Source organism: Nocardia otitidiscaviarum NBRC 14405, assembly GCF_000308635.1.
Taxonomy (GTDB): domain Bacteria; phylum Actinomycetota; class Actinomycetes; order Mycobacteriales; family Mycobacteriaceae; genus Nocardia; species Nocardia otitidiscaviarum.
Genome location: NZ_BAGD01000276.1, coordinates 1 through 21,135, shown reverse-complemented (window position 1 = coordinate 21,135; position 21,135 = coordinate 1). Strand labels below are relative to the sequence as shown.

13 protein-coding genes are annotated in these 21,135 nt (G+C 69.3%); 6 read left to right on the top strand and 7 right to left on the bottom strand.

The genetic code is table 11. From position 1 onward, the window contains the following. The 5 genes from ON31_RS31360 to ON31_RS31340 are packed head-to-tail and all read right to left on the bottom strand — an operon-like array spanning position 1 to position 5,558. Positions 1-1,485, bottom strand: coding sequence for a hypothetical protein (locus tag ON31_RS31360; RefSeq protein ID WP_051038093.1), 1,485 nt, complete (start codon positions 1,483-1,485; stop codon positions 1-3). Then, positions 1,482-2,711, bottom strand: a complete 1,230-nt coding sequence (locus ON31_RS31355) for an ATP-grasp domain-containing protein (protein WP_039818799.1) — start codon at positions 2,709-2,711, stop codon at positions 1,482-1,484. Before ON31_RS31355 ends, ON31_RS31360 begins: the two co-directional genes overlap by 4 nt. Further along, complete coding sequence (locus tag ON31_RS31350) at positions 2,711-3,199, bottom strand: cobalamin B12-binding domain-containing protein (RefSeq protein WP_039818798.1); 489 nt, start codon at positions 3,197-3,199, stop codon at positions 2,711-2,713. The genes ON31_RS31355 and ON31_RS31350 overlap by 1 nt, the downstream gene beginning before the upstream one ends. Further along, positions 3,196-4,443, bottom strand: coding sequence for an MFS transporter (locus ON31_RS31345; RefSeq protein WP_039818797.1), 1,248 nt, complete (start codon positions 4,441-4,443; stop codon positions 3,196-3,198). Before ON31_RS31345 ends, ON31_RS31350 begins: the two co-directional genes overlap by 4 nt. Continuing rightward, a complete protein-coding gene (locus ON31_RS31340) occupies positions 4,440-5,558 on the bottom strand; it encodes an LLM class flavin-dependent oxidoreductase (RefSeq protein ID WP_081592876.1) in 1,119 nt (372 codons plus the stop codon). Before ON31_RS31340 ends, ON31_RS31345 begins: the two co-directional genes overlap by 4 nt. A gap of 222 nt (positions 5,559-5,780) precedes the next feature. Between ON31_RS31340 and ON31_RS31335 the strand changes: the two genes are divergently transcribed. Continuing rightward, positions 5,781-6,800 carry an asparagine synthetase A gene (locus ON31_RS31335; RefSeq protein ID WP_306306436.1) on the top strand — a complete coding sequence of 340 codons (1,020 nt, stop codon included), beginning with the start codon at positions 5,781-5,783 and terminating at the stop codon, positions 6,798-6,800. Beyond that, on the top strand, positions 6,797-8,089 hold the full coding sequence (locus ON31_RS31330) for a glutamate synthase-related protein (RefSeq protein WP_039818796.1): 1,293 nt from the start codon (positions 6,797-6,799) through the stop codon (positions 8,087-8,089). Before ON31_RS31335 ends, ON31_RS31330 begins: the two co-directional genes overlap by 4 nt. 5 nt (positions 8,090-8,094) lie before the next feature. Here the strand turns inward: ON31_RS31330 and ON31_RS31325 are convergent, their stop codons facing one another. Continuing rightward, entirely contained in the window at positions 8,095-8,814 is a 720-nt protein-coding gene (locus ON31_RS31325) for a response regulator transcription factor (protein ID WP_039818795.1), read from the bottom strand. Positions 8,815-9,073: 259 nt separating this feature from the next. Between ON31_RS31325 and ON31_RS31320 the strand changes: the two genes are divergently transcribed. From ON31_RS31320 to ON31_RS31310, 3 genes are all read left to right on the top strand, one after another. Next, complete coding sequence (locus tag ON31_RS31320; RefSeq protein ID WP_143982355.1) at positions 9,074-9,667, top strand: hypothetical protein; 594 nt, start codon at positions 9,074-9,076, stop codon at positions 9,665-9,667. Positions 9,668-9,788: 121 nt separating this feature from the next. Further along, a complete protein-coding gene (locus ON31_RS31315) occupies positions 9,789-10,331 on the top strand; it encodes a regulator (RefSeq protein ID WP_143982356.1) in 543 nt (180 codons plus the stop codon). A 3-nt stretch (positions 10,332-10,334) separates the two neighbouring features. Next, a complete protein-coding gene (locus ON31_RS31310; protein ID WP_039818793.1) occupies positions 10,335-11,555 on the top strand; it encodes a DUF6545 domain-containing protein in 1,221 nt (406 codons plus the stop codon). On the opposite strand, the gene ON31_RS31305 is transcribed toward ON31_RS31310, so the two are convergent. Beyond that, positions 11,536-12,852, bottom strand: coding sequence for a cytochrome P450 (locus ON31_RS31305; RefSeq protein WP_039818792.1), 1,317 nt, complete (start codon positions 12,850-12,852; stop codon positions 11,536-11,538). The genes ON31_RS31310 and ON31_RS31305 overlap by 20 nt on opposite strands. A gap of 216 nt (positions 12,853-13,068) precedes the next feature. Here ON31_RS31305 and ON31_RS35035 point away from each other — a divergent pair. Next, on the top strand, positions 13,069-21,135 hold an 8,067-nt coding region (locus ON31_RS35035), incomplete at its 3' end, for a type I polyketide synthase (RefSeq protein WP_157533822.1).

Here is a 21,135-nt window from a genome sequence, read left to right as displayed (position 1 = left end):
TCACCGGCCCGAGATCAGCTCGAGCGTCGGGCGGCCCGAGTCCGGATCAACGGTGCGCACCCGCGCCTTGTGCGGATCGCCCGCGCGCACCCGCGCCATCACCGTGTCACCGGTCGCGAAGTCCACCAGGGAACTGCGGTAGAGCGTGCGCAGGTGCGCGAGGGACAATCCTGAGATCTCGTGCAGCCAGGCGACACAACGCGCATCCGTGGCATCGCCGCGCAGCGTGGCGTGCAGCGCGGGCAACTCGTCGCGCCACCGCGGATGGCAGCGTTCCACGAAGTCCGCCAGCCGCGCTCCCGCATCGGTGAACGGCGAGAACACCATGGTGACGAGCATGGCCGGGCGGAGCCCGAAGGCGCGTTCGGCGTAGGCGTCGGCCAGCGCGCGCCGCTCGGCGATTCGCTCCGGGGAGTCGTAGCGTTCCAGCGCCAGCCGGATGAGGCGGTCGGGCATCTCCTTCTTGCGCATCACCGTCTCCGCGAATTCCAGGTACTCCCCGATACCCGCCGCGTAGGTCCGGCCCTCGACGTACTCGGCCCGCAGGCCGCGCAGGTGGGCCATGAGAGTCGGGTTGGCGCAGTCGGATTCGGTGAAGCTGAAGGCGAGGTCGTCGAAGCGGAAGCCGAGGAAGTCGACGACCAGATCCCAGTGGTCGTCCACCCGGTAGCTGACCAGGTCGTAGATGGAGACGAAGGCGGGCTGTACCGCACGATCGCCCACCGCGACCGCGCGGGCCGCCACCTCCGGCGAGCCGTCGCCGAACAGTTCACGGAAGTAGGCGTCACCGATGCCGCGCAAGGCGATCAGCAGATCCTGAAAGGTCATGCCGTGGCGGCGCACATCGATGCCGATACCCTCGGCCAGACGCCTGATCCACGCCGCGTAGAGCATCTGCTCACGCCGCGAATCACCGGTCATGACGGCGTCCACGCCGCCGCCCCACCAGACCGCCCGACCGTAGAAGTCGGCGACCGCGAGATTGCAGCTGTTGCAGAAGGTGGGGCGGCCGTCACCGGCCGACCGGTGCCCGTTCATCAGCACGTCGAGCCGGTTGACCGCCACCAGCTGCGCGGGCAGCGGAAGATCGACGGCGAAGCGGCGGACCTCGGTGTGGTCGACGGTGAGCAGTTCGGCGCGGTCGTCGTCGAGCAGCCCCAGCGCCGCGTACACCCGCTCGATATTCTCCATCACCGCGCGCGGCACCCCGGCATGACGCATATTCGCCACGCGGACAGCGAAAGTCGTGCCGTGCACCAGCCGCAGCCGCAGCTGGACGGCCCGCACGAACGCGACCACATAGGTGCTGTCCTTGCCTCCGCCGTAGGCCACCATGACCTTGTAGTCGGCGATCCGGTCCGGGCCGCCCGCGGCCTCGAGCAGGGTATCGCCGACCGCCGCCACGCCGTCCCGCTCGGCCGGGGTGAGGAAGGCGATCAGCCGCTCGTACCGTGCCCGATCGTCGTGGGCCTGTTGCTCGTTCACAGCGGTTCCGCCTCGAAGTCGAAGTTCTCGATGATCTTGTGGATGCCCGACTCGACGACGTGCTCGTCGTCGTGCAGCAGAATGAACCGCCCGCGGTGCAGCGCGTCGTAGGAGCCGCCCGGTGCGAGCACCTGTCCGGCCTCGGGCAGGAGTTCTCGCCAGACGATCGGCACCTGGCCCCGCATGGATCCGGCCCGCACCACCCGTTCGGAGTGCTCGGCCGGCTTCGGCACGACCAGCCAGCCCCCGGAGGTGTCGGTGGGTGCGAGCGGTGTGGCGACCGGGTCGCCCACGAGTGCGCGCAGCCACAGTTCGTAGAGATTGACGCCGAATGCCTTGTTGATCAGGTGCGGCACCTCGGCACCGCCCACCCGGCCGCCGATCTCCAGGAATACCGGAGCGCCGTCCGGAGGCAGGAAGATCTCGAGGTGGAAAGGCAACCTGCGCAGGCGCAAGGCGGCGACGACCCGTCGGGAGAACTCCTCCAGCAGGGTGCGGCGCGGTGACGGACCGAGCAGTACCGAACCGAGCGGCGTGCCGGCGGTGAACGACAGGCAGTCGTTGATGTAGCGGGCGGTCGCCTGGAAGGTGATCCGGGAGTCGTCGTCGGCGAAACCGTCGACATGGTAGATGTCGCCCGCGATGAATTCCTCGACCTCGTAGCGGGACGAATCGACGGTCGCCAGTGCGGTTTCCAGTTCGGCCGCGTCGTCCACCCGCAGCACGCCGATACTGGCGGCGGAGTCGATCGGCTTGAGGATCAACGGATATCCGCACTCCGCCGCGAAAGACCGGGCCCGCTCGCACCGGGCGAAGCGGGGTACGCGCAGGCCCGCCGCCGCCACCACCTGCTTCATCCGCACCTTGTCCCGGTACACGGCGACCTCGTCGACCGTCGGGCCGGGAATCGCGAACCGCTCACGCACCCGAGCCGCGGTCTCCAGCGTGAATTCCGAGAGCGCGATCAGCAGATCCACCGGACCCACCCGCTCGATGACGTCCGCGACGGCGGCCCCCAGTTCGGTAACGTCGTTCACATCGGAAACCGTTATCCGGCAGGCGATTCGCTCGGGATGGGCCAGCACGCCGTCGGCGCCGGGACCGTCGACCACGTAGCTCACCCGGTGGGCGTCGTGGTCGATGAACTCCTCGTAGCGGGTGAGCTCGTTGTCCCAGCGCACCCCGTCGCTGAAGCGCGGCCACTTGTTGACGATGACGATGTGCATCAGCGCACCTCCGGTGTGGTGATCTGTTCGCCGTCCCAGGGCGTGGCGACGGCGGGCTCGGCGTGCCAGGACGAGAACCCCTGCGCGATACCGAAATCCAGCAGCACGCGAAAGCGGTCGATGGCGTCGTCGCCGGTGAAGACGTCCAGGTAGCCCGCCGCCAACAGATCACGACGGACCCGGTCGTCATCGGACACCGCGGTCGTCAGCTTGCCGCCGACCACGCACGGCACGGCCAGCCCGTCGGACCGGAGGGCCGACAGCAGCACGCGCGCGCCGTGGAAGCCGTGCCCGTTGACACTCGACACGACCAGCAGATCGGGCCGGTCCTCGCGCAGGGCGCGGGTGACCGCACCGATCGGCGTGCAGGTGCCCAGATTGCGCACGCACGCGCCGTATTCCTCGAGCAGCTTGTGCAGATAGACCAGATTCCAGAGGTGGGAATCGGATTCGACGGTGCACAGCACGCACCGAAAGCGACTGTTCATGCCTCGACCTCCACGGTTGCGATCTCGCGGGGTTGCAGCGCCTTGCGGAAGGCGGCCATGGTGAGCGGCAGCAGTACGGCGCCGAACAGGCACAGCAGAGCGCTGAGCCACAGCACGAGCCGCTGGGGGCCGACGCTGGCGCCCACCCCGCCGATCATGAGTCCCGCGATCGGATAGGACACCAGGTTGAGCAGATAGAACGGCCCCATCACCTTGCCGAGGTGCTCGCCGGGGATCACCTTGAGGCGCTGGGTGCGGTTGTAGACGTTGTAGAGCGCGGCTCCGACGATCACCGCGACGAAGGCGGGGGCGTAGACGAGATAGGACGGCGCGAAGGCGGCGACCAGCAGGGCGGCGCAGATCAGCGCGAAACCCGTCACGCCGACGAGACCGATGCCGAAGCGCCGCAACAGTATCGGAATCAGCAGCAGGTTGAGCAGCCCCATGATCCCGACCGCGGTGTTGAGCAGACCGTACGCCGAATCGGGGGCCCGGAACACATCGGTGATCAGTGCCGCGTTCGCCGCCAGCAGCACACCCACCACCAGATTGATGGCGAAGTTCAGCACGCCGAGCAGCAGCACCGGACGGATGCTCACCAGCAGCCGCCAGCCGATGGCCAGTTCGGCGAGCACCGCCCGCGCCGCCTGGCGCACCGCGGGTTCGCGGCGCGGGCGGGGCAGCGGCAGCCAGGTCGCCGCGGCGATCGCGAAGGCAGCGGCGGCGACCAGTAGCAGCCACAGCTTGCCCAGGAAGAGCGCGGCCACGGTCGCCAGCGCGGGGCCGAGCGCCATGGCCAGCAGCTCCATATTCTGGACCAGCGACTGCACCGCCGCGACCTGCGACGGCGGCGCCAGCTGCGGCACCATCTTCTCGATCGACATCCGGATGGGCGCCATGCAGACCGACAGGCACGCACCGCCCGCCATCAGGGCGACCGTCGCCGCGCCGGGCTCGGCGAGGCATACCAGCAGCACCGTGAGCAGGATGAGCGCGCGCAGCAGCGAGACCCGGGTGAACAATCGCGCGCCGCCGTCGCGGTCCGCGAGCAGGCCCGCGAAGGGGTAGGCGAGCAGGCCGGGCAGCCATTCCAGCGCGAACGCGAAACCGAGGGTGGAGACCTCACCGGTGTCCTGGAAGATCAGCAGCGGCACCGCGAACAGGATCACCTGTTCGGCCACCAGGCCCAGCAGGACCCCGGAGGCGAACAGCGCACGCTGTCGGACACTCGCCCCTGAGTTCACGCCGGCCCTCCGCCGCGTTCCCGTTCCCGGATGAGCGGCAGCACATGGGTATAGAAGATCCGCATCTCGTCGCGGGTCGGCCAGCCGGAGAAGATGAACTCGCCGACACCGGCCGCGCGGTAGGAATAGAGGTAGTCGGCGACCTCCCGGTAGCTGCCCACCACGCAGAGCGCGGGACCGCCCCGATACGGCACGAAACCGGAGTAGATCATCGGGGACAGCCAGTCGTCGTCGGCCTGCGCGGCGAGCCGGAAGGAGGTCTTGACGGCCTCGGAATCCGACGCGGCGACGAACTTCTCGACCCATGCCCGATGCGCCTGATCCGGATTCTCCTGCATGGCCGCGAGATCGGCGAGCGCCTGCTCGCGGGTGGCACGGGCCAGGACGTGCATGCGAATGCCGACCCGAGTGCCCTTGTCCAGCACCGGCCGGGCCGCGGCCTCGATGCCCTCGGGGGTGTCGCCGTAGCGCAGCCAGCAGTCCGCGTACATGGTCGCGGTCTCCTTGGCGATCTCCGAGGCACCGCTGAGGTAGATCTCCGGTCTGCCCTTGCCCTGGTAACCCAGGCCGAGTTCGGCGTCCCTGATGGCGTAGTGATCACCCTCGTGGGTCAACGGCGACTCGCCGTTCCAGAACCGGTGGCAGATCTGCAGGAACTCCTGGGTGCGGGCGTAGCGTCCGTCATGAGCCACGAAGTCGCCGTAGTACGCCTGCTCCACGGGCGAGATCCCGGCCACCAGATTCAGCGCGATGCGGCCGTCCGACATCCACGAGATGGTGTTCACCACCTGCGTGAACAGCGTCGGCGACAGCAGTCCGGGCCGGTAGGCGAGGATGAAGGTGACATCGCGCGTCTCCCGGACCAGCGCACCGATCAGCGGCAGCGGATCGGGCATGTAGTGGGCGATGCCCATGAGCAGGGAGTCGACGCCGAGCCGGTCGGCTTCCTGCGCGAACGCCACCATCCCGTCGAAGTCGAGTTCGCCGACCCGATACTTCTCGGTGGCCGACTGCTGTCCACTGTCCGCCGGGGCACACCAGTGGAATCGCAATTCTCCGGAATCATGGTTTCGCGCCGCGGAAATCGGGGCGAACTCCATACGATCAGAATTCATTTATCGAGATTCATTTCGGTCTCAGAATTGATCAATACAGCTTCCCGACCGAGATTAATCGCGTGTTACGACCGGTGTCAACCAGCTGTTTCACACTTCTCCCGCTGGTCGAAATCCCCCCGAACGGGTGATGGACAGACTTCTTCCGAGACTCGATAATGGGCTTCGTCCACACAATTCTTTTCGGTATCGATCCAATTATCCGATCAACCTTCACCACTATTGAACGGACCGGACTTGCCCACTGAATCGACCGAATCGACGGTATCCGCACTCCCGTCGACACGTGCGCATCTCACCTCGCCTCGAACCATTGCGACGTTGACCGTCCAGTCGGCATTCCAGGCGGCCGCGCGGGAATTCCTGACCGCCGAGGGTTTCACCGAACTGCTGCCGCCGATCATCGGCCCGGTGACCGATCCCGGGTCCCGCGGCGCGAAGCAGGTCGACATCGACTACTACGGTCATCGATACAAGCTGATGACCAGCGGAATTCTCTACAAACAGGCATCCCTGCTCGCCTTCGACAAAATCTTCCATGTGGCCCCCAATGTGCGGCTGGAGCCGCTCGACACCGCGGTGACACATCGCCATCTGGTCGAATTCCACCAACTGGACGTGGAGATCGCCGGTGGCTCCCGGGACGACGCGATGGATGTCGCCGAACGCATGACGACCCACGTGGTGGAGTACGTGCTCAGCAATGCCAAACACGAGCTGCGGGAACTCGGCCGCGACGTCGAACAGCTGAACCAGGTCCTCGCAGGTCCCTACGGCCGCAAGCGCCATACCGAGGCGGTGCGCGAACTACGCGACCTCGGCTACGACCAGCCGGACCACACCGAGATCGAATGGGCCGGTGAGGAACTCGTCTCGGCGGCCGCGACCCGCCCGTTCTTCGTCACCGACTACCCGAAGGGGTCGCGGGGCTTCTACGACCGGGAGGATCCGGACTCGCCCGGCGTGCTCCGCAATTTCGACCTGATCTTCCCCGGCGGCTTCGGGGAGATGATGAGCGGCAGTGAGCGCGAGTCGGACTACCGGACCCTGTTGACCCGAATTCGCGAAACCGGGGAGAACCCGGCCAAGTACGAGTGGTATCTCACGCTGGCGCGCGAAGGGCTGCCGCCCAGTGCAGGATTCGGCCTCGGAGTGGAACGGTTCACTCGCTTCCTCTGCGGCTCCGACGCCGTCTGGCAGGCCACCGCCTACCCGAAGCTGCCGGGAGTCCCGCGACCATGAGCGCCCTGACAGCTCCGGGATTCCCGGAACGGGAGGTGCGCGCCCGCGCCCGGTCGGCGGCGGGCGCGGTATTCCCCGATCGCACCCGGTACGGCTCGGCCCTGTTCGGTCAGGGCGAGCACCCGATGCCGGGATCCCCGGACGCGATCGACCGGATCCGTGTGGTGCCACCGGTCTTCGTCCCCCTGCGGGAGGAGCGGTTGTTCGAGCTGGGACGGGAACCACTCGCCGGTGATGTCGACCTGACCACCACGATCGGCGGCCTGCGCACCGAGCTTCCGGTCTATGTCTCGGCATTCGGATCGACCGCCGTGGTGGAGGGCGATCTCGGCGTCGCACTGGCGCGGCAGGCCGCCGCATCCGGCATACCGATGGTGATCGGCGAGAACATCGTTCCGGTATCCGGTTACGGCCGGTTGGCGCCGGAATCGCCGGGGCCGCGCGAGTCGCAGGGGTCGCTGCTGCGCAGGCTCAACGAGTACGCCAAGACGGCCGCCGACGACATCGGTGGCGTGATCGTTCAGCAGAGCACCGAGGACGCCGACGCCGAGGTGTGGAATCTGGTGTACAGCGACCCGGCGGCCGAGCCGCTGCTGGCCACCGGCCGACTCGCCTTCGAGCTGAAGGTGGGGCAGGGCGCCAAGCCCGGTCTCGGCGGTATGACCCTCGTGCCCCGGCGCCATGCCGCGCGGCTGGCGGCGTGGTACGACATGGTGGAAATCGACCCCGATAGCGCGGACGGCACCGGCTCGGTCCTGCGCTGCGCCACCCCCGGCACGTTCACCCCGGAGATCCTGCGCCATCAGATTCGCTTGATGCGCAACAACTTTCCGCGGTGCCGCGTGTGGGTGAAGCTGCCGCCGTCGCGGGATGTGGCCGCCGCGGCGGAGGTGGCGTGGACGGCGGGCGCGGACGCGGTGACCGTCGACGGGGCCGAAGCCGGAACCGGCTGGGCCCCAACCGGATTCCTGCAGAATGTGGGCCTGCCCCTGGCCGAATGCCTGCGCCGGATCGGCGATCGCGACCGCCGCGGCGACCTGCTGGTCTCCGGCCGCTGCTGGGAGGGCACCCGGGTGGTGAAGTGCCTGGCACTCGGCGCCAGCGCCACCGGCCTCGGTCGGGCAGCGCTGGTCGCCGCCGACGAGGACCTCGATCACGGACTGCGCAATCTGCTCGCCGCACTGGGACTGGAATTGCGACTGCTGGTCAGCGCCCTCGGCAAGTACCGGATCGCGGACCTGGCGGCCGAGGACGTCTGGCTGCCCGAGTCGCCCCGGGGCGACCGATAGCCCCGCTAGCGGTCGCCGCAGGCGAGTTGTTCGGCACGGACGGCGGCCACCGCGGCCTCGATCCGGCTGGTCACATCGAGCTTGGTGAGAATGCGGCTGACATACTCCTTGACCGTCTCCGGGCTGATGTAGAGCCGGGAGCCGATCTCTCGATTGGACAGGCCGTCGACGACCAACTCCAGGATCTCCCGTTCCCGCTTGGTCATGGCGGCGAGGCGGCGCTGCACCTCGTAATCCGCGGCCGCGTCGGCATGCACCCGGTCCGGTTGCGGCATCAGCGCCAGCACCGCCCCGGAGATCAGCACCTCCAGCACCTCCAAGACCGCGGCCGCGCCGCGATCGGTGGCCACCACCGCGTCGACCTGGTCGATATCGGCCTTGGCCGCGCCGTGCTCGACCAGGAGCGTGATCATGGGCGCATGCGCCAGGCCGCGCAGCTGGGCCACCGTCTCGGCCAGACCCGCCACGTAGGCGACCGAGGCGTCCACGGCGACCACGTCGGGCCGCCAGTGCCCGGCCCGGTCGGCGACCTCGCGCCAGGAACAGGTGCCCGCCAGCACGAAGCCTTCGCTGGCCGCGACCGCATCCTCGAAATCCGTTCGCGCGAACGGCGAATCGGAGGCAACCAGGAGTGTCCGAGGTCGCGCCGCGCCGGATTCGCGCAACCCGACTCCGCCGAAGGTGATTCCGTCGGGAGTCTCTCCGATCGTGCCGAACTTCCACATGATCGCTGCCCACCTCGCATTGGCGCCCGAACCCGCCCCTTCGAGTGCAATTTAGCGACCATGAATACTCATGTCAACACATCGGTGTGCATCGTGCACACAGCAGATTCGTTAACATCGCATCCCGCCGTCAGGCACCCGAAAGCGTGGACAGATTCAAGGTCAAATCACGTTGCCGACCCTCGATCGACTAGGTACGCTTCTCAGCGATGGGACGTCATGCCCAGCTCTGCACATGTGGGTGCTACAATGCCTGCTCATGGGCGACGAATTGGGCGTCGGCGAGAGCGCGCAGCGCGAGAAAGTCGTCGAGTCCGCTGGACAGCGGTTCGGACGGCAGCTGAAGGCGTTTCGGCAACGCAATCTTCCCGATGAGCTGATCACACATCAGCACATCCACGAACTGGGAGGTCCTACCCGGAATGTGCAATCTCGGATCGAGAGCGGGCAGGTCGACACCATCAGCGCCACATCGGAGGCCAAATACAATCGAGCGCTCGAGGCCCTGGGACTGCCGCCCGGCAGCGCGACGGCGGCCCTGCACCACGGCGGCACGCTCGGAATGCCCGTCGACGAGCCACCCGCCGCACCCATGACCGATGACGCGGACGATGTCGAGAGCGGCGTGAACGCCCTGCAGAATCTGGCACGCAAGCACCGCTCCGTCGTGGACCTCGTGACCGAACTCGACCGACTGGGCATCGAATTGAAGCGGGCACGCAGCCACACCGACGGTTACCAGCTGATCTTCCCCAAGACAGCGATCGACCAGCTACTACAGGCACTGCAAGATGTCGCCAAACCCACCCGAGCCTCGGACGAGTCGACCCCGGACGACACGTCGAAAACCTAGCCACCATAACGACTTCCGATCGATTGCGCGGAACGCCGGGTTGTGGTCGACTGTGATTGTCCGCGCCGCCGTGCGCGGTGAACAAGATCGGATGTCCGAAGGCTCGGGACAGGAACTCCAATTGAGCGGCATACTGAACCTGTTCTGGCGCAAGCCATTCCCGTGGCCGTGGCGGCCCGACCGGAGCAAGATCTCCACCCGGGCGCGACTGCGGGCCATGGTCGACGACCTCGAATTGCCCCCGGATTGGACGATCGAGGAGTTCATCGCCGCGGTCGAGCGCATGCGCGGACGCCGCATCGCGCGGCTGCCGCTGCCGCCCACCGCGCCGGTGGGACTGTGCGGACTGTGGCTGGCGTGCAAGGAATACGACGCCATCTTCCTACGGCCCTCCCCCGACTCCACCGTGGAGACCCACGTGGTGCTGCACGAGATCGGCCATATGCTGCTCGGCCACGGGCAGGACCGGCCGATCTCCGCGACGGAATGGGCGACACTGAAAGAGACCGTCGGCGATATCGACCCCGCCACGGTCCGGGCCGCCCGCGGCATCTCCAGCTACGCCTCCAACGAGGAGTACGAAGCGGAATTGTTCGCCACCCTGATCGGCTCCCACGCCCGCACCGACGGGCCGCGCCGGGACCCGATGCTGAAAGAGATGTAGCGCATGTGGCCGCACGACCACATGCCCCTCTGGGCCACCGCGTCGGCGACGGCGTTCATCGTCCTCATCACCATCATCCGAGTCGCCCTGACCAGGCACGCGAGCATTTTCGGCCATCTCACCAATACGGTGATCGCGCTCAATGCCTCGGCAGCCGTACTGCGGGAGCCGGTCGTCGCCCGCAATCTGGCCGGAGTCGTGCCCGGCGGCCTGCCCACCGTCTTCGACGCCTGGCACTGGCTGACCCTGCTGTCCTGGGCGTGCGGGCTGGGGATGGCGCTGCTGCACGAGTACGGGCCGACCCGCTACCGTTACCGCTTCCGCATCGTGATCGGGCTGTCGGCGCTCGTGGGGTTGGCCTTCCTGATCCTCAGCCACCCGGCGCGCGCACAGGGGCTGCCGTCCATCGCGAACCACGGCGACTGGCAGTTCGCGGTCTACTTCGGGTTGTACACGGGGCTGCCCGCCGTGATCACGTCCTATTACTTCATCCTGCTGTACAAGGGCGCGCTGTGGCGGACGACCACCTGGTGGGAGCGAATCACGGTGGCCGCCATGGTCGGTCTGGGATTGGCCACCCTGCTCCCGCTAGGCACGATCGCGGCCGCCGGGGTCCTGGATCTCGCCGGCGTCGACGATGCCTTCCGCCTCACCTACACCCGGGTGGCCGGTGAACTCGCCTCGGGCGAAGCCGGACTGTTCGTGTACGCCGCCGTGGTGGTCGTCTTCATCCCCACCTCGGCACAGGCCGTGCTGCGGCTGCTGCGGCTGGACCAGGAGTCGCGCACCGTACGCCGCCTGTCCCCGATCTGGCGGGACCTGACAGCCGCCGCGCCGCAGGTGGTGTTCCGGCTGAAGTGGGCCGACAGCTGGCACGGATCCCCCCGCGAGCGATTGCACCGCCGCCGCATGGAGATTCACGACGCGGCGGAAATCGTCGCCCGCTACGTCCGGCCGCTTCCCGATGCCGTCGACGAGCTGATCGACACCGTCGTCGCCGAAGCCGACCAGGAGGATATGCGGCTGGTCGCCGAACTGGTCCTGGCGGCCCGCTACCTCGCGGACCACGGTGGGGAACCGCCGGGCGAGCCGACCGCGTACTGGGCCGACGTCCCCGACGAACGCACCCTGCGCCGACTCTGGCAGCCCGCCAGATCACTGGCCCTCGCACCCGATTACGCGCATCCGGTGGTGGCCGGTCGGGTCAGCGTGGGTGGAGGGTGACGCGCGCGTTCGCCGCGGGGCTCAGCCCGGTGTGGTAGCGACGCGGGGGTTCGACGGCGTCCGGGGTGGTGGCGATGCGACGGTGTTCGAGAACCGTGCGGAACAGGATGCGGGCCTCGGCGAGGGCGAACGAGGCACCGAGGCAGCGGTGCGGCCCGGCGCCGAAAGTGAGCCAGGTGTGGCCGTTCGGGCGGGCGTCGAGAAAGCGTTCGGGGCGGAAGACCAGCGGATCCGGATAGTGTTCGGGGGATTCGTGAATGAGCAGGATGGGCACGATCACGATGGCGCCCTTGGGGATGCGGACACCGTTGATCTCGGTATCGCGCAGGGCACGGCGGCCGGTGAACGGTGAGACCGGGCGTAGGCGCATGGTTTCGGCGGCCACGGCGTCCAGGTAGGCGTCGAGGCGGTCACGGTCCCCGGCGTCGGCGGCCGCGTCGAGTTCGGCCATGGCCGCCGGGTGCGCGGCCAGCATGGCGGCGATCCAGCCCAGGGTGATGGCGGTGGTCTCGTAGGCTCCCAACAGGATGCCGCGCATATTGCGGGCCAGGGCGGCATCGTCGTGATCGTCCAGATCGGTGCCGACGTAGCGGGAGAGCACATCCCGGCGGTTCGCCCCGGAGTCGGGGCTGGCGCGGCGGGCGGCGATCTCCTCGACGATGACGGCATCGACCTCGGCCTGCCGACGGGTCAGCGGCGGATAGGGCGGGGTGTAGCCGCCGAAAAGCGGGGTGAGCAGGGTGACGGTGAGGAAGCCGCGGCTCTCGATCTCGCCGAACCAGCGGCGCACCGCCTGCCGCAACCGGTCCCTGCGGGCCGGTGCCACATCGCCGAAGACCACACCGAGCAGCACCCCGATCGCCAGATCGTAACCGGCTCGCAGGAATTCGAAGGGCTCACCGATCGGCCAGCTGGGCAGTTCCCGCCGGACGACCTCCACCATGAGGTCTTCGTAGGATTTCAACGCCTTCTGCTGGAACGGCGGCGAGAAGCGGCGGCGTTCGCGGCCGTGCTCCTCGCCGTCGAGGAAGATGAGCGTCTCGGTGCCGAACATCCGATCGTGACTGGAGAGTCGGCTCAGCACCTGCCCGACGGAGAAGTCGTCGCGATTGGTGAACAACTCCCGCACGTCATCCATATCGTGGGTGACCAACATGGTCGGAAATCCGGGTGGGCGCACCACGAATCGCTCCCCGAACTCCAGCAGCGGCGACCCCTGGGTGCCGGGTCGCATGAGCGTTCCGAGCCGACCGAGGTGGCGGGAGCGCAGTCGGGGCAGTTCGTTCAGCGACAACACCGAAGTACCTTAACCACACGGATTTCCGGCGGGTCTTGCCCCGACTTTCCGGGGCACCCCGAAGGTCGCTTCGGCCTCGCCGCTCCGGGCGCGAAGTGGTAAAGATGGACGCGGTCCGTTACGACGCAGCACCCATAGGACGCAGCACCCGCTCTTCCGCATACGCCTGGGGGAACGAGGTCCCACATCTCGAATTTCACCGGCAGAGGAAGTTTCGTGGTCACAACGTTCGTCGATACGCTGTTCGCTCAGGTCGAGGCCCGCCCCACCGATCTGGTGTACCGGTTCTTGGACAGCGGCGACGTCGACGGCGTGGTCCGCGAGACGCGCTACGCGGAGTTGGGGCTGCGTGTGCGCGCGATCGGCGCGGCACTACAGGATTCGCGGCCGCGGCGGGCGCTGCTGCTGTATCCTGCGGGGCCGGAGTTCGCCGAGGCGTTCCTGGGGTGCCTGGCCGCCGGGGTGGTCGCCGTGCCCGCGCCACTGCCCGAATGGGACAATCGCTCGCTGCGCCGACTGCGGCGGATGGTGGCGCACGCCGAGGTGGACGTGGTGCTGGCTCCGCGCCGAATCGCCGCGGACACCGCCGCGCTGTGCGCCGAGATCCCCGAATTGACGGGTCTGCCATGGCTGGCCACGGATCTGGTCGCGGGCGATGAGGCGGCGCGGTGGCGCGAACCGGATCTCGGCGCGGACGCGGTCGCGTTCATCCAGTACACCTCCGGATCGACCAGCGCGCCGCGCGGCGTGGTGCTCACCCATGAGAACCTGCTGCACAATCAGGCGGCCCTGGCGGCGGGGCTGGGACACGATCGGGCCTTCGCCGATTCCTGGGACGGTGCGCTGTTCGCCAGCTGGCTGCCCATGTACCACGACATGGGACTCATCGCGCCGCTGCTGCACACCGTGTACCTGGGCGCGCATTCGGTGCTGATGTCGCCGCTGCACTTCCTGCAACGACCGGAGCGCTGGCTGCGGGCCATCTCGACCTATCGCGCGCACACCAGCGGCGGTCCCAACTTCGCGTACGAACTGTGCGTGCGCAAGATAGCCCCGGAACAGCTCGAACAGCTGGACCTGAGTCGGTGGCGGGTGGCGTTCAACGGCTCCGAACCGGTGCGGGCGACGACGGTGCGGCGCTTCGCGGATACCTTCGGCCCCGTCGGATTCCGGGCGAAGTCCCACCACCCGGTGTACGGCCTGGCCGAGGCCACGCTGATCGTGACCGCCCCGGACCCCACCGCGACGCCGACGCTGCGTGAGCTGGTGTCGCCCGGCGGCACCCGCGAGCTGGTGGGCGTGGGGCGACCGGTTCCGGGCATGTCGGTCGCCATCGTCGATCCCGAGCGGGGCACCGAGTGCGCGGACGGCGACGAGGGGGAGATCTGGGTCGCCGGAAACAGCGTCGCCGGAGGCTATTTCCGTGACGAGCAGGCCAGCGCCGAGGTGTTCGGGGCTACACTGCCCGGCGACTCCCGCCCCTTCCTACGCACTGGCGATCTCGGCATCGTCTCCGGCGGAGAGCTTTTCATCACCGGTAGGCGCAAGGATCTGCTGATCGTGGACGGCCGCAACCACTACCCGCAGGACATCGAATCGACCGTGGAGGCCGCCCACGCGGGTGTCCGCCCCGGCTGTATCGCGGCCTTCTCGGTCGAGTTCGCGGCGGCCGGGGAACAGCCGGTGGTGGTCGCCGAGGTGCGCGGGGAGGATGCGGACGAGCTGGCCGCGATCGAGGCGGCGGTGCGCGGTGCGGTGGCGACCGAGCACGGACTCACCCTCGCCAACGTCATGCTGCTCCGTCCGGGCACCATCTTCAAGACCAGCAGCGGCAAGATCCAGCGCGCCGCCTCCCGGGCGGCCTACGCCTCCGGGGAGCTGCTGGAGCTGGCGGCGGGTCCGCTGCGGTCACCGGAGGACGAGCTCTACGATTACGAACCGCCAACGGCGACAGCGGAATCCGATGCTGAGGAAGCAGCGGGACCGTCCGCTGATGCCATTCGCTCCTGGCTGGTGCAGGAGATCGCACGGCAGGCGGCCCTGGATCCCGAACGCATCGATGTGCGCCTGCCTCTGGTCGAATTCGGTCTGGGCTCACACGATCTGGTGGAGCTGGTAGTGGAGCTGTCGGATTTCGTCGGCCGCTTCCTCGATACGAACATGTTCTTCGATCATCCGACGATCGAGGGCGTGGCCGCCGCGCTGGCCCCCGCCGCGCCGATCGTGGCCGATCCCGTCGCACCCGCGGCACCGGTGTCGGCGGAGCCTGCCGACGGCCGAGACGGCAGCGCCGACGAGGCCGCGGACGACGACGCCATCGCCATCCTCTCCATGGCCTGCCGCTTCCCAGGGGGAGTCGACTCCCCCGAGGCGCTGTGGCGGCTGCTGGACGGGACGGGCGACGCGCTCACCGACGTACCTCCGGACCGCTGGGATATCGACGGCCTCTACGACCCGGACACCACCGCGACCGGCAAGGCGTACACCTTCCGCGGTGGCTACGTGGACGGCGTCGACCGCTTCGACGCCGCTTTCTTCGGCATCGGCCCGCGCGAGGCCACGGTCATGGACCCGCAGCAGCGCATCATGCTGCAACTGGCCTGGGAGGCCATCGAGCGGTCCGGGCGCGATCCGCGCGCCCTGCACGGCAGCGCCACCGGCGTCTACCTCGGCGTGTACAGCACCGGCTATCTCGCGGACCCGGCCCCCGAGCAGTTGAACGGCCAAGTGGGCACCGGACTTTCACCGAGTGTGGCGTCCGGGCGGATCTCCTACACACTGGGCCTGCACGGCCCGGCGGTCACCCTGGACACCGCCTGCTCGTCCTCCATCGTCGCCATGCATTCGGCCATGCAAGCGCTGCGAGCGGGCGAATGCGAACTCGCGCTGGCGGGCGGCGCCACCCTGCTGATGTCGCCGACCGCCCATATCGAACTGTGCAAGCTGGGTGTGCTGTCGCCGACGGGCCGCTGCGCGCCGTTCGCCGCCGACGGCGACGGCACGGTGTGGGCCGAGGGCGCGGGACTGGTGCTGTTGAAGCGACTCGGTGACGCGCGCCGCGACGGGGACCGGGTGCTGGCGGTCATCCGTGGCTCCGCCGTCAATCAAGACGGCCGCAGTCAGGGGCTGAGCGCACCCAATGGCGCGGCGCAGGAACAGGTGCTGCGTTCGGCGCTGCGGGTATCCGGCCTGGCCCCCGAGGATGTCGACTACGTCGAGGCGCACGGCACCGGCACGGCGCTGGGCGATCCCATCGAGGCGCGGGCGCTGGCGCGGGTGTTCGGGCCCGGTCGCGATCCGGCGCGTCCGCTCGGCATCGGATCGCTGAAATCCAATGTGGGCCACACGCAGGCCGCGGCGGGCGTGGGCAGCGTGATGAAACTCGTACTCGCCCTTCAGCACGAGCGCATACCGGCCACCCTGCACGCGAGTGTGCCGTCGCCACAGGTCGATTGGGAGCGCGGCGGTATCGCGGTGGCGGCCGAGCCGCTGCCGTGGCGGCGCGGAGATCGCCCCCGGCGGGCGGGTGTGAGCGCGTTCGGGCTCAGCGGTACGAACGCGCACCTGGTGCTCGAGGAAGCACCGCTCGCACTGGTGGAACCACAGGTCGAAGCGGCGAGGGCGGTAGTGGGCGGTACCGCTGCTCGCACGAGCGTGGGCGCGGGTCCGCAGATGGGTGCGGGCACGGATACGGCAGGCACGGATACGACGGGCACAGCCGCCGCTCGGGCGGCGGCCGACTCCGCCGCCGACAGCGACGATGCTGCTACGGACGCAGGTTCCGCCGACGCCGCTGGCGCTGAGTTCGGTACCGCCGTCACTGCTGGCACCGTCGCTGCCTCGGATACTGCTGGCGCTGGTGCTGGTGACAAGGTTGTGCTGTTGCCGATTTCGGCGCGTAGCCCGGCATCGCTGCACGGTCAGGCCGAGCGGCTGCTGGAGATGGTGGCGGCCGATCCGGGGCTGCGGCCGGGTCCGGTCGCGCGGTCGTTGGCGCTGCACCGGAGCCGGTTCGAGCGTCGCGCGGTCGTGGTCGCGGGTGATCGCGACGAGATGGTCGGTGGGCTGCGCGAACTGGTCGACGGCCGGTCTTCGCCCCGGGTGGTGCGCGGCGCCGGCACGGTGCTCACCAATGCCAAAACCGCGTTCTCCTTTCCCGGACAGGGCACCCAGTGGGTCGGCATGGCGCGCGATCTGCTCGACTCCACGCCGGAGTTCCGGGCCGAATTCGAGCGGTGCGACAAGGCTTTCGGCGCACTGACCGGTTGGTCGCTGGTGGACCGGCTGACCGGGATGACCGCCGCGGACCTCATGGACTTCCCGGTGGTGCAACCGCTGCTGTTCGCCACCATGGCCGGGCTCGCCGCCACGTGGCGGGCGGCGGGTGTCACCCCGGACGCGGTGGTCGGCCACAGTCAGGGCGAGATCGCCGCCGCCTACTGTGCCGGCGTCATCGAATTGGACGACGCCGCGCGGATTGTCGTGGCGCGCAGCCGTCTCATGCAGACCGTTCCCGAACCCGGTGCCATGGCGATCGTGCGGCTGCCCGAGGCGGAGTTGGCACCCCGACTGGAGCGAGTCGACGGCCGGGTCTCGGTCGCGGCGGTCAATGTGCCCGACGCGACCGTCGTCGCCGGTGCGCAGGCCGATGTGGAGCGGCTGGTGGCGGAGCTGGACCTCGACGGAGTGTCCGCACAGCTGCGGGCGGCGGGACGCGGATACGGCGGGCACTGCCGCTTGATCGAGGCCATCCGCGGCCCACTGTCGGCGGAGCTGGGCGATTTGATCGCCGAAGCGCCCGCGACACAGTGGTATTCGACGGTAACCGGCGAGCCGGTGACCGGCGAGATCGGACCGGACTACTGGTACCGCAATGCCCGCGAGACCGTACGCTTCGCCGCCACCGTGGAGCGCATGATCGCCGACGGCTTCCGGTACTTCGTGGAACTGGGCGTGCACCCGTCGCTGACGGCGGCGGTGCGGACGGTGTCGGAGGGTCTGGCCCGCGAGGTGGTGGCGGTCGGTTCGCTGGTGCGCGACCAGGACGGGCCGAGCTGTCTGGCCCGCGCCCGCGCCGAACTGTGGGTCGCCGGGCACGAACTGGACTGGACCGCACTGGTTCCCGAATCCGGACGGGTCGACCTGCCCACCTATGCCTTCGACGAACGCCGCTTCTGGACCGAGCGGGTGCACCGGGACACCACCGCGCTGGGACTCGAGGACAGCGCCCACCCGATCCTGGTCGCCGTTGTGCCACAGCCGGATTCGGACGGTGTGCTGCTGACCGGACGGGTGTCGCGCCGACTCCAGCCGTGGGTGGCCGACCATGCCGGGCCGACCGCGGTGCTCCTGCCCGGCGCCGCCCTGGTCGAGATGGCGGTGCGGGCGGGTGACGAGGTGGGCAGTCCGATCGTGCGCGAACTGGTGCTGCGCGCACCGCTGCTCATTCCCGAACAGGGGGCGGTAGGGGTCCAAACGGTGGTCGGCGGGGCCGGGGCAGACGGCCTGCGCACCGTGCGCGTCTACTCGCGCGACGAGAGCGACCCGGACGCGCAGTGGACGCTCAATGCCGACGGCACCCTGTGCCAGGAATCGGAAACACCGCTGCCGCAAACAAATACAGGCGCGTCCGCTCCCCACACACCGCTGCCGCGAGCACAAACAAGCGTGAACACGTCACACCTGCCGCCGCAGGCGGAGACGACCGCGCCCCCGGCGCCGGGGACCGCTTGGCCGCCCGAGAACGCGCTGCGCATCGACATCGACGCCCTGTACGACGCGCTGATCGCCCGCGGCCACCACTACGGCCCGGCCTTCCGCGCGCTGCGGTCGGCATGGCGACACGGGGACGAGATCGTCGCCGACGTGGAGCTGCCCGAATCCGTGCACGCGGACGCCGCGAGCTACGGCATCCATCCGGCCCTGCTGGACGCCGCCCTACACGTCACCACCCTGTTCAGCGACGGCGACGACCACGCGCTGCTGCCCTTCGTATGGACCGATGTGCAGCTGTGGGCCACCGGCGCGGCGGCACTGCGCGTACGGCTCGCTCGCACGGGCGCCGACACCGTCACCCTCACCGCGACCGACCGCACCGGGCGACCGGTCGTCTCGGTCGGCGGGGTGCTGTCCCGACCGGTCTCCGCCGCCCAATGGGACGCCGCGACCCTGTCGACCGCCTACCGACGCCTGTTCCGAATGGAGTGGACCCACCTCGAACCACCCGCTCCGCGACGAACGCCCACGCTCGGCGACTGGGAGGACACCGCGGCACCGACCGCCGACGTACTGGTCCTCCCGGTGCCGCGCGGCACCGCACCGGAGCAGGTACACGCGGCGGCCCAGCGAGTCCTCACCGCACTGCGAACCTTCGTCGGCGACAGCCGATTCGAGCACTCGACGCTGGTGGTACGCACCCACGGCGCGGTGCCGGTCGCCACCGTCTCGACATCGACCGTGCCCGGCCGGCTCGTCTCGGCGGCGACGCGAGAAGTCGACGCGGGCGGGCCTTCTCGGCACGATGCGGCGGTACCCGGTGCCACCATCCCGTCCGCAGCACCCAGCACGGGCGCGACGCCTCCACCTCATAGGGCCGCACACGGAACCACCAATCCCTCCAGACCGGCGCGATCAGGCGCGAGGCCCTTACCGGAGACGACGGTGTCCGGCGCGAACGGTGCGGCCGAGGACGGCGGGGCGCATATGCCTGCCGTGGGTCGGTCTCCTATCCAGGTTCCGGATCCCGCCGGAGCCGTCGTGTGGGGTTTGGTGCGTTCGGCTCAGTCGGAGAACCCGGGGCGGATCCTCCTGCTCGACACCGATGAGTCGGAGGCGGATATCGGCGCGCTGCTGGCGGCTGGCGAGCCGCAGGTGGCGGTGCGCGGCGGGGTCGCGTTGCGGCCGCGATTGGTGCGGCTGCCGGAGGGTGGGGCGCTGGAGCGGGTGCGGATCGGGGACGGCGCGGTCCTCATCACCGGTGCGCCCGGGCGATTGGGGTCGGCGCTGGCCCGGCATCTTGTCGAGGCGTACGGCGTGCGGGATCTGGTGCTGGTCAGTCGGCGCGGGATCGACGGCCCGGGCGGCCGGGCGCTGTGCGCGGACCTGGAGGGCCGCGGGGTGCGAGTGCGTTTCGCGGCCTGCGACATTACCGATCGACCGGCCCTGGCGGATCTGCTCGGCGAGCTCCCCCTGGCCGGAGTCGTGCACGCGGCGACCGTACTCGACGACGGCACCATCGGATCGCTGACGTCCGGACAGCTCGACCGGGTGCTGCGCCCGAAAGTCGATGCGGCGCACCACTTGCACGAACTCACCCGGGACCGCGAGCTGCGATTCTTCGTGCTGTTCTCGGCGGCGGGCGGTTTGTTCGGCACGCCGGGTCAGGCCAATTACGCGGCGGCCAATGCCTATCTCGACGCGCTGGCGCTGTACCGCCGCTCCCTCGGGCTGCCCGCGCAGTCCCTGGCCTGGGGCGCGTGGGAGGTCGAAAAGTACGACCACTACGCGCGGGCCGACGTCCAGCGCATCGAACGCGCGGGGATTCGCACCTTCTCGGTGGCCCAGGGCATGGCCTGCTTCGATGCCGCACTCGCCGTGGGTGATCCGTTGCTGGTGCCGCTGCTGCTCGACACCCGGGTACTGCGCCGCTCCCCCAGCGCGCCGCCGCTGCTGCGCGGACTCGTATACCGTGCCCCGCAGCGCGCCGTCGCCGATCGCGCGACCGTCGAGGCGGCGGCCGGGGCGCATCTGGCCGACGAACTGCGCACCCGGCCGCGCCCGGAGGCGGTCGCCCGCGCCGTGACCGCGCTGGCGGAGTGGACCGGGCAGGTGCTCGGCCACACCGGCACCGAATCGGTCGCGACCGACGAACCCTTCCAGAGCCTGGGCCTGGACTCGCTGATGGCCATCGAACTGCGCAACAAGGTACGGGACCACACCGGCGTCTCGGTGCCGCTCGGCACCATCCTCGCCGAACGTACCCTCACCGACCTCGCCGACCACCTCGTCGACGAAATAACCCGCACCACTGCGGGTTCCGATATCGCCGCCAGCGATCCCACCGGAAGCCCGGACGCCGACCAGCCCGCGATACCGGAGGTGGAGGTACTGCCGGTCACCCGCGACATGATGCGGCTGCTGCGCACCGAACAGCTCGGCATCCCGAGCGCCGCGCAGACCGGTGGCGTCGCGGTCCGGCTGCCCGCGCTTGTCACCCCCGAGCGCCTGGAGCAGGCCGTGGCGCGCCTGGCTCGCCGACATGCCGCACTGCGCACCACCATTCGG

What these genes read in the sequence shown, in the direction of transcription:
- ON31_RS31355 (WP_039818799.1), bottom strand. Translation starts at nt 2,711, where the DNA reads ATGCACATCGTCATCGTCAACAAGTGGCCGCGCTTCAGCGACGGGGTG.
- ON31_RS31350 (WP_039818798.1), bottom strand. Translation starts at nt 3,199, where the DNA reads ATGAACAGTCGCTTTCGGTGCGTGCTGTGCACCGTCGAATCCGATTCC.
- ON31_RS31340 (WP_081592876.1), bottom strand. Translation starts at nt 5,558, where the DNA reads ATGAATTCTGATCGTATGGAGTTCGCCCCGATTTCCGCGGCGCGAAAC.
- ON31_RS31330 (WP_039818796.1), top strand. Translation starts at nt 6,797, where the DNA reads ATGAGCGCCCTGACAGCTCCGGGATTCCCGGAACGGGAGGTGCGCGCC.
- ON31_RS31325 (WP_039818795.1), bottom strand. Translation starts at nt 8,814, where the DNA reads ATGTGGAAGTTCGGCACGATCGGAGAGACTCCCGACGGAATCACCTTC.
- ON31_RS31320 (WP_143982355.1), top strand. Translation starts at nt 9,074, where the DNA reads ATGGGCGACGAATTGGGCGTCGGCGAGAGCGCGCAGCGCGAGAAAGTC.
- ON31_RS31310 (WP_039818793.1), top strand. Translation starts at nt 10,335, where the DNA reads ATGTGGCCGCACGACCACATGCCCCTCTGGGCCACCGCGTCGGCGACG.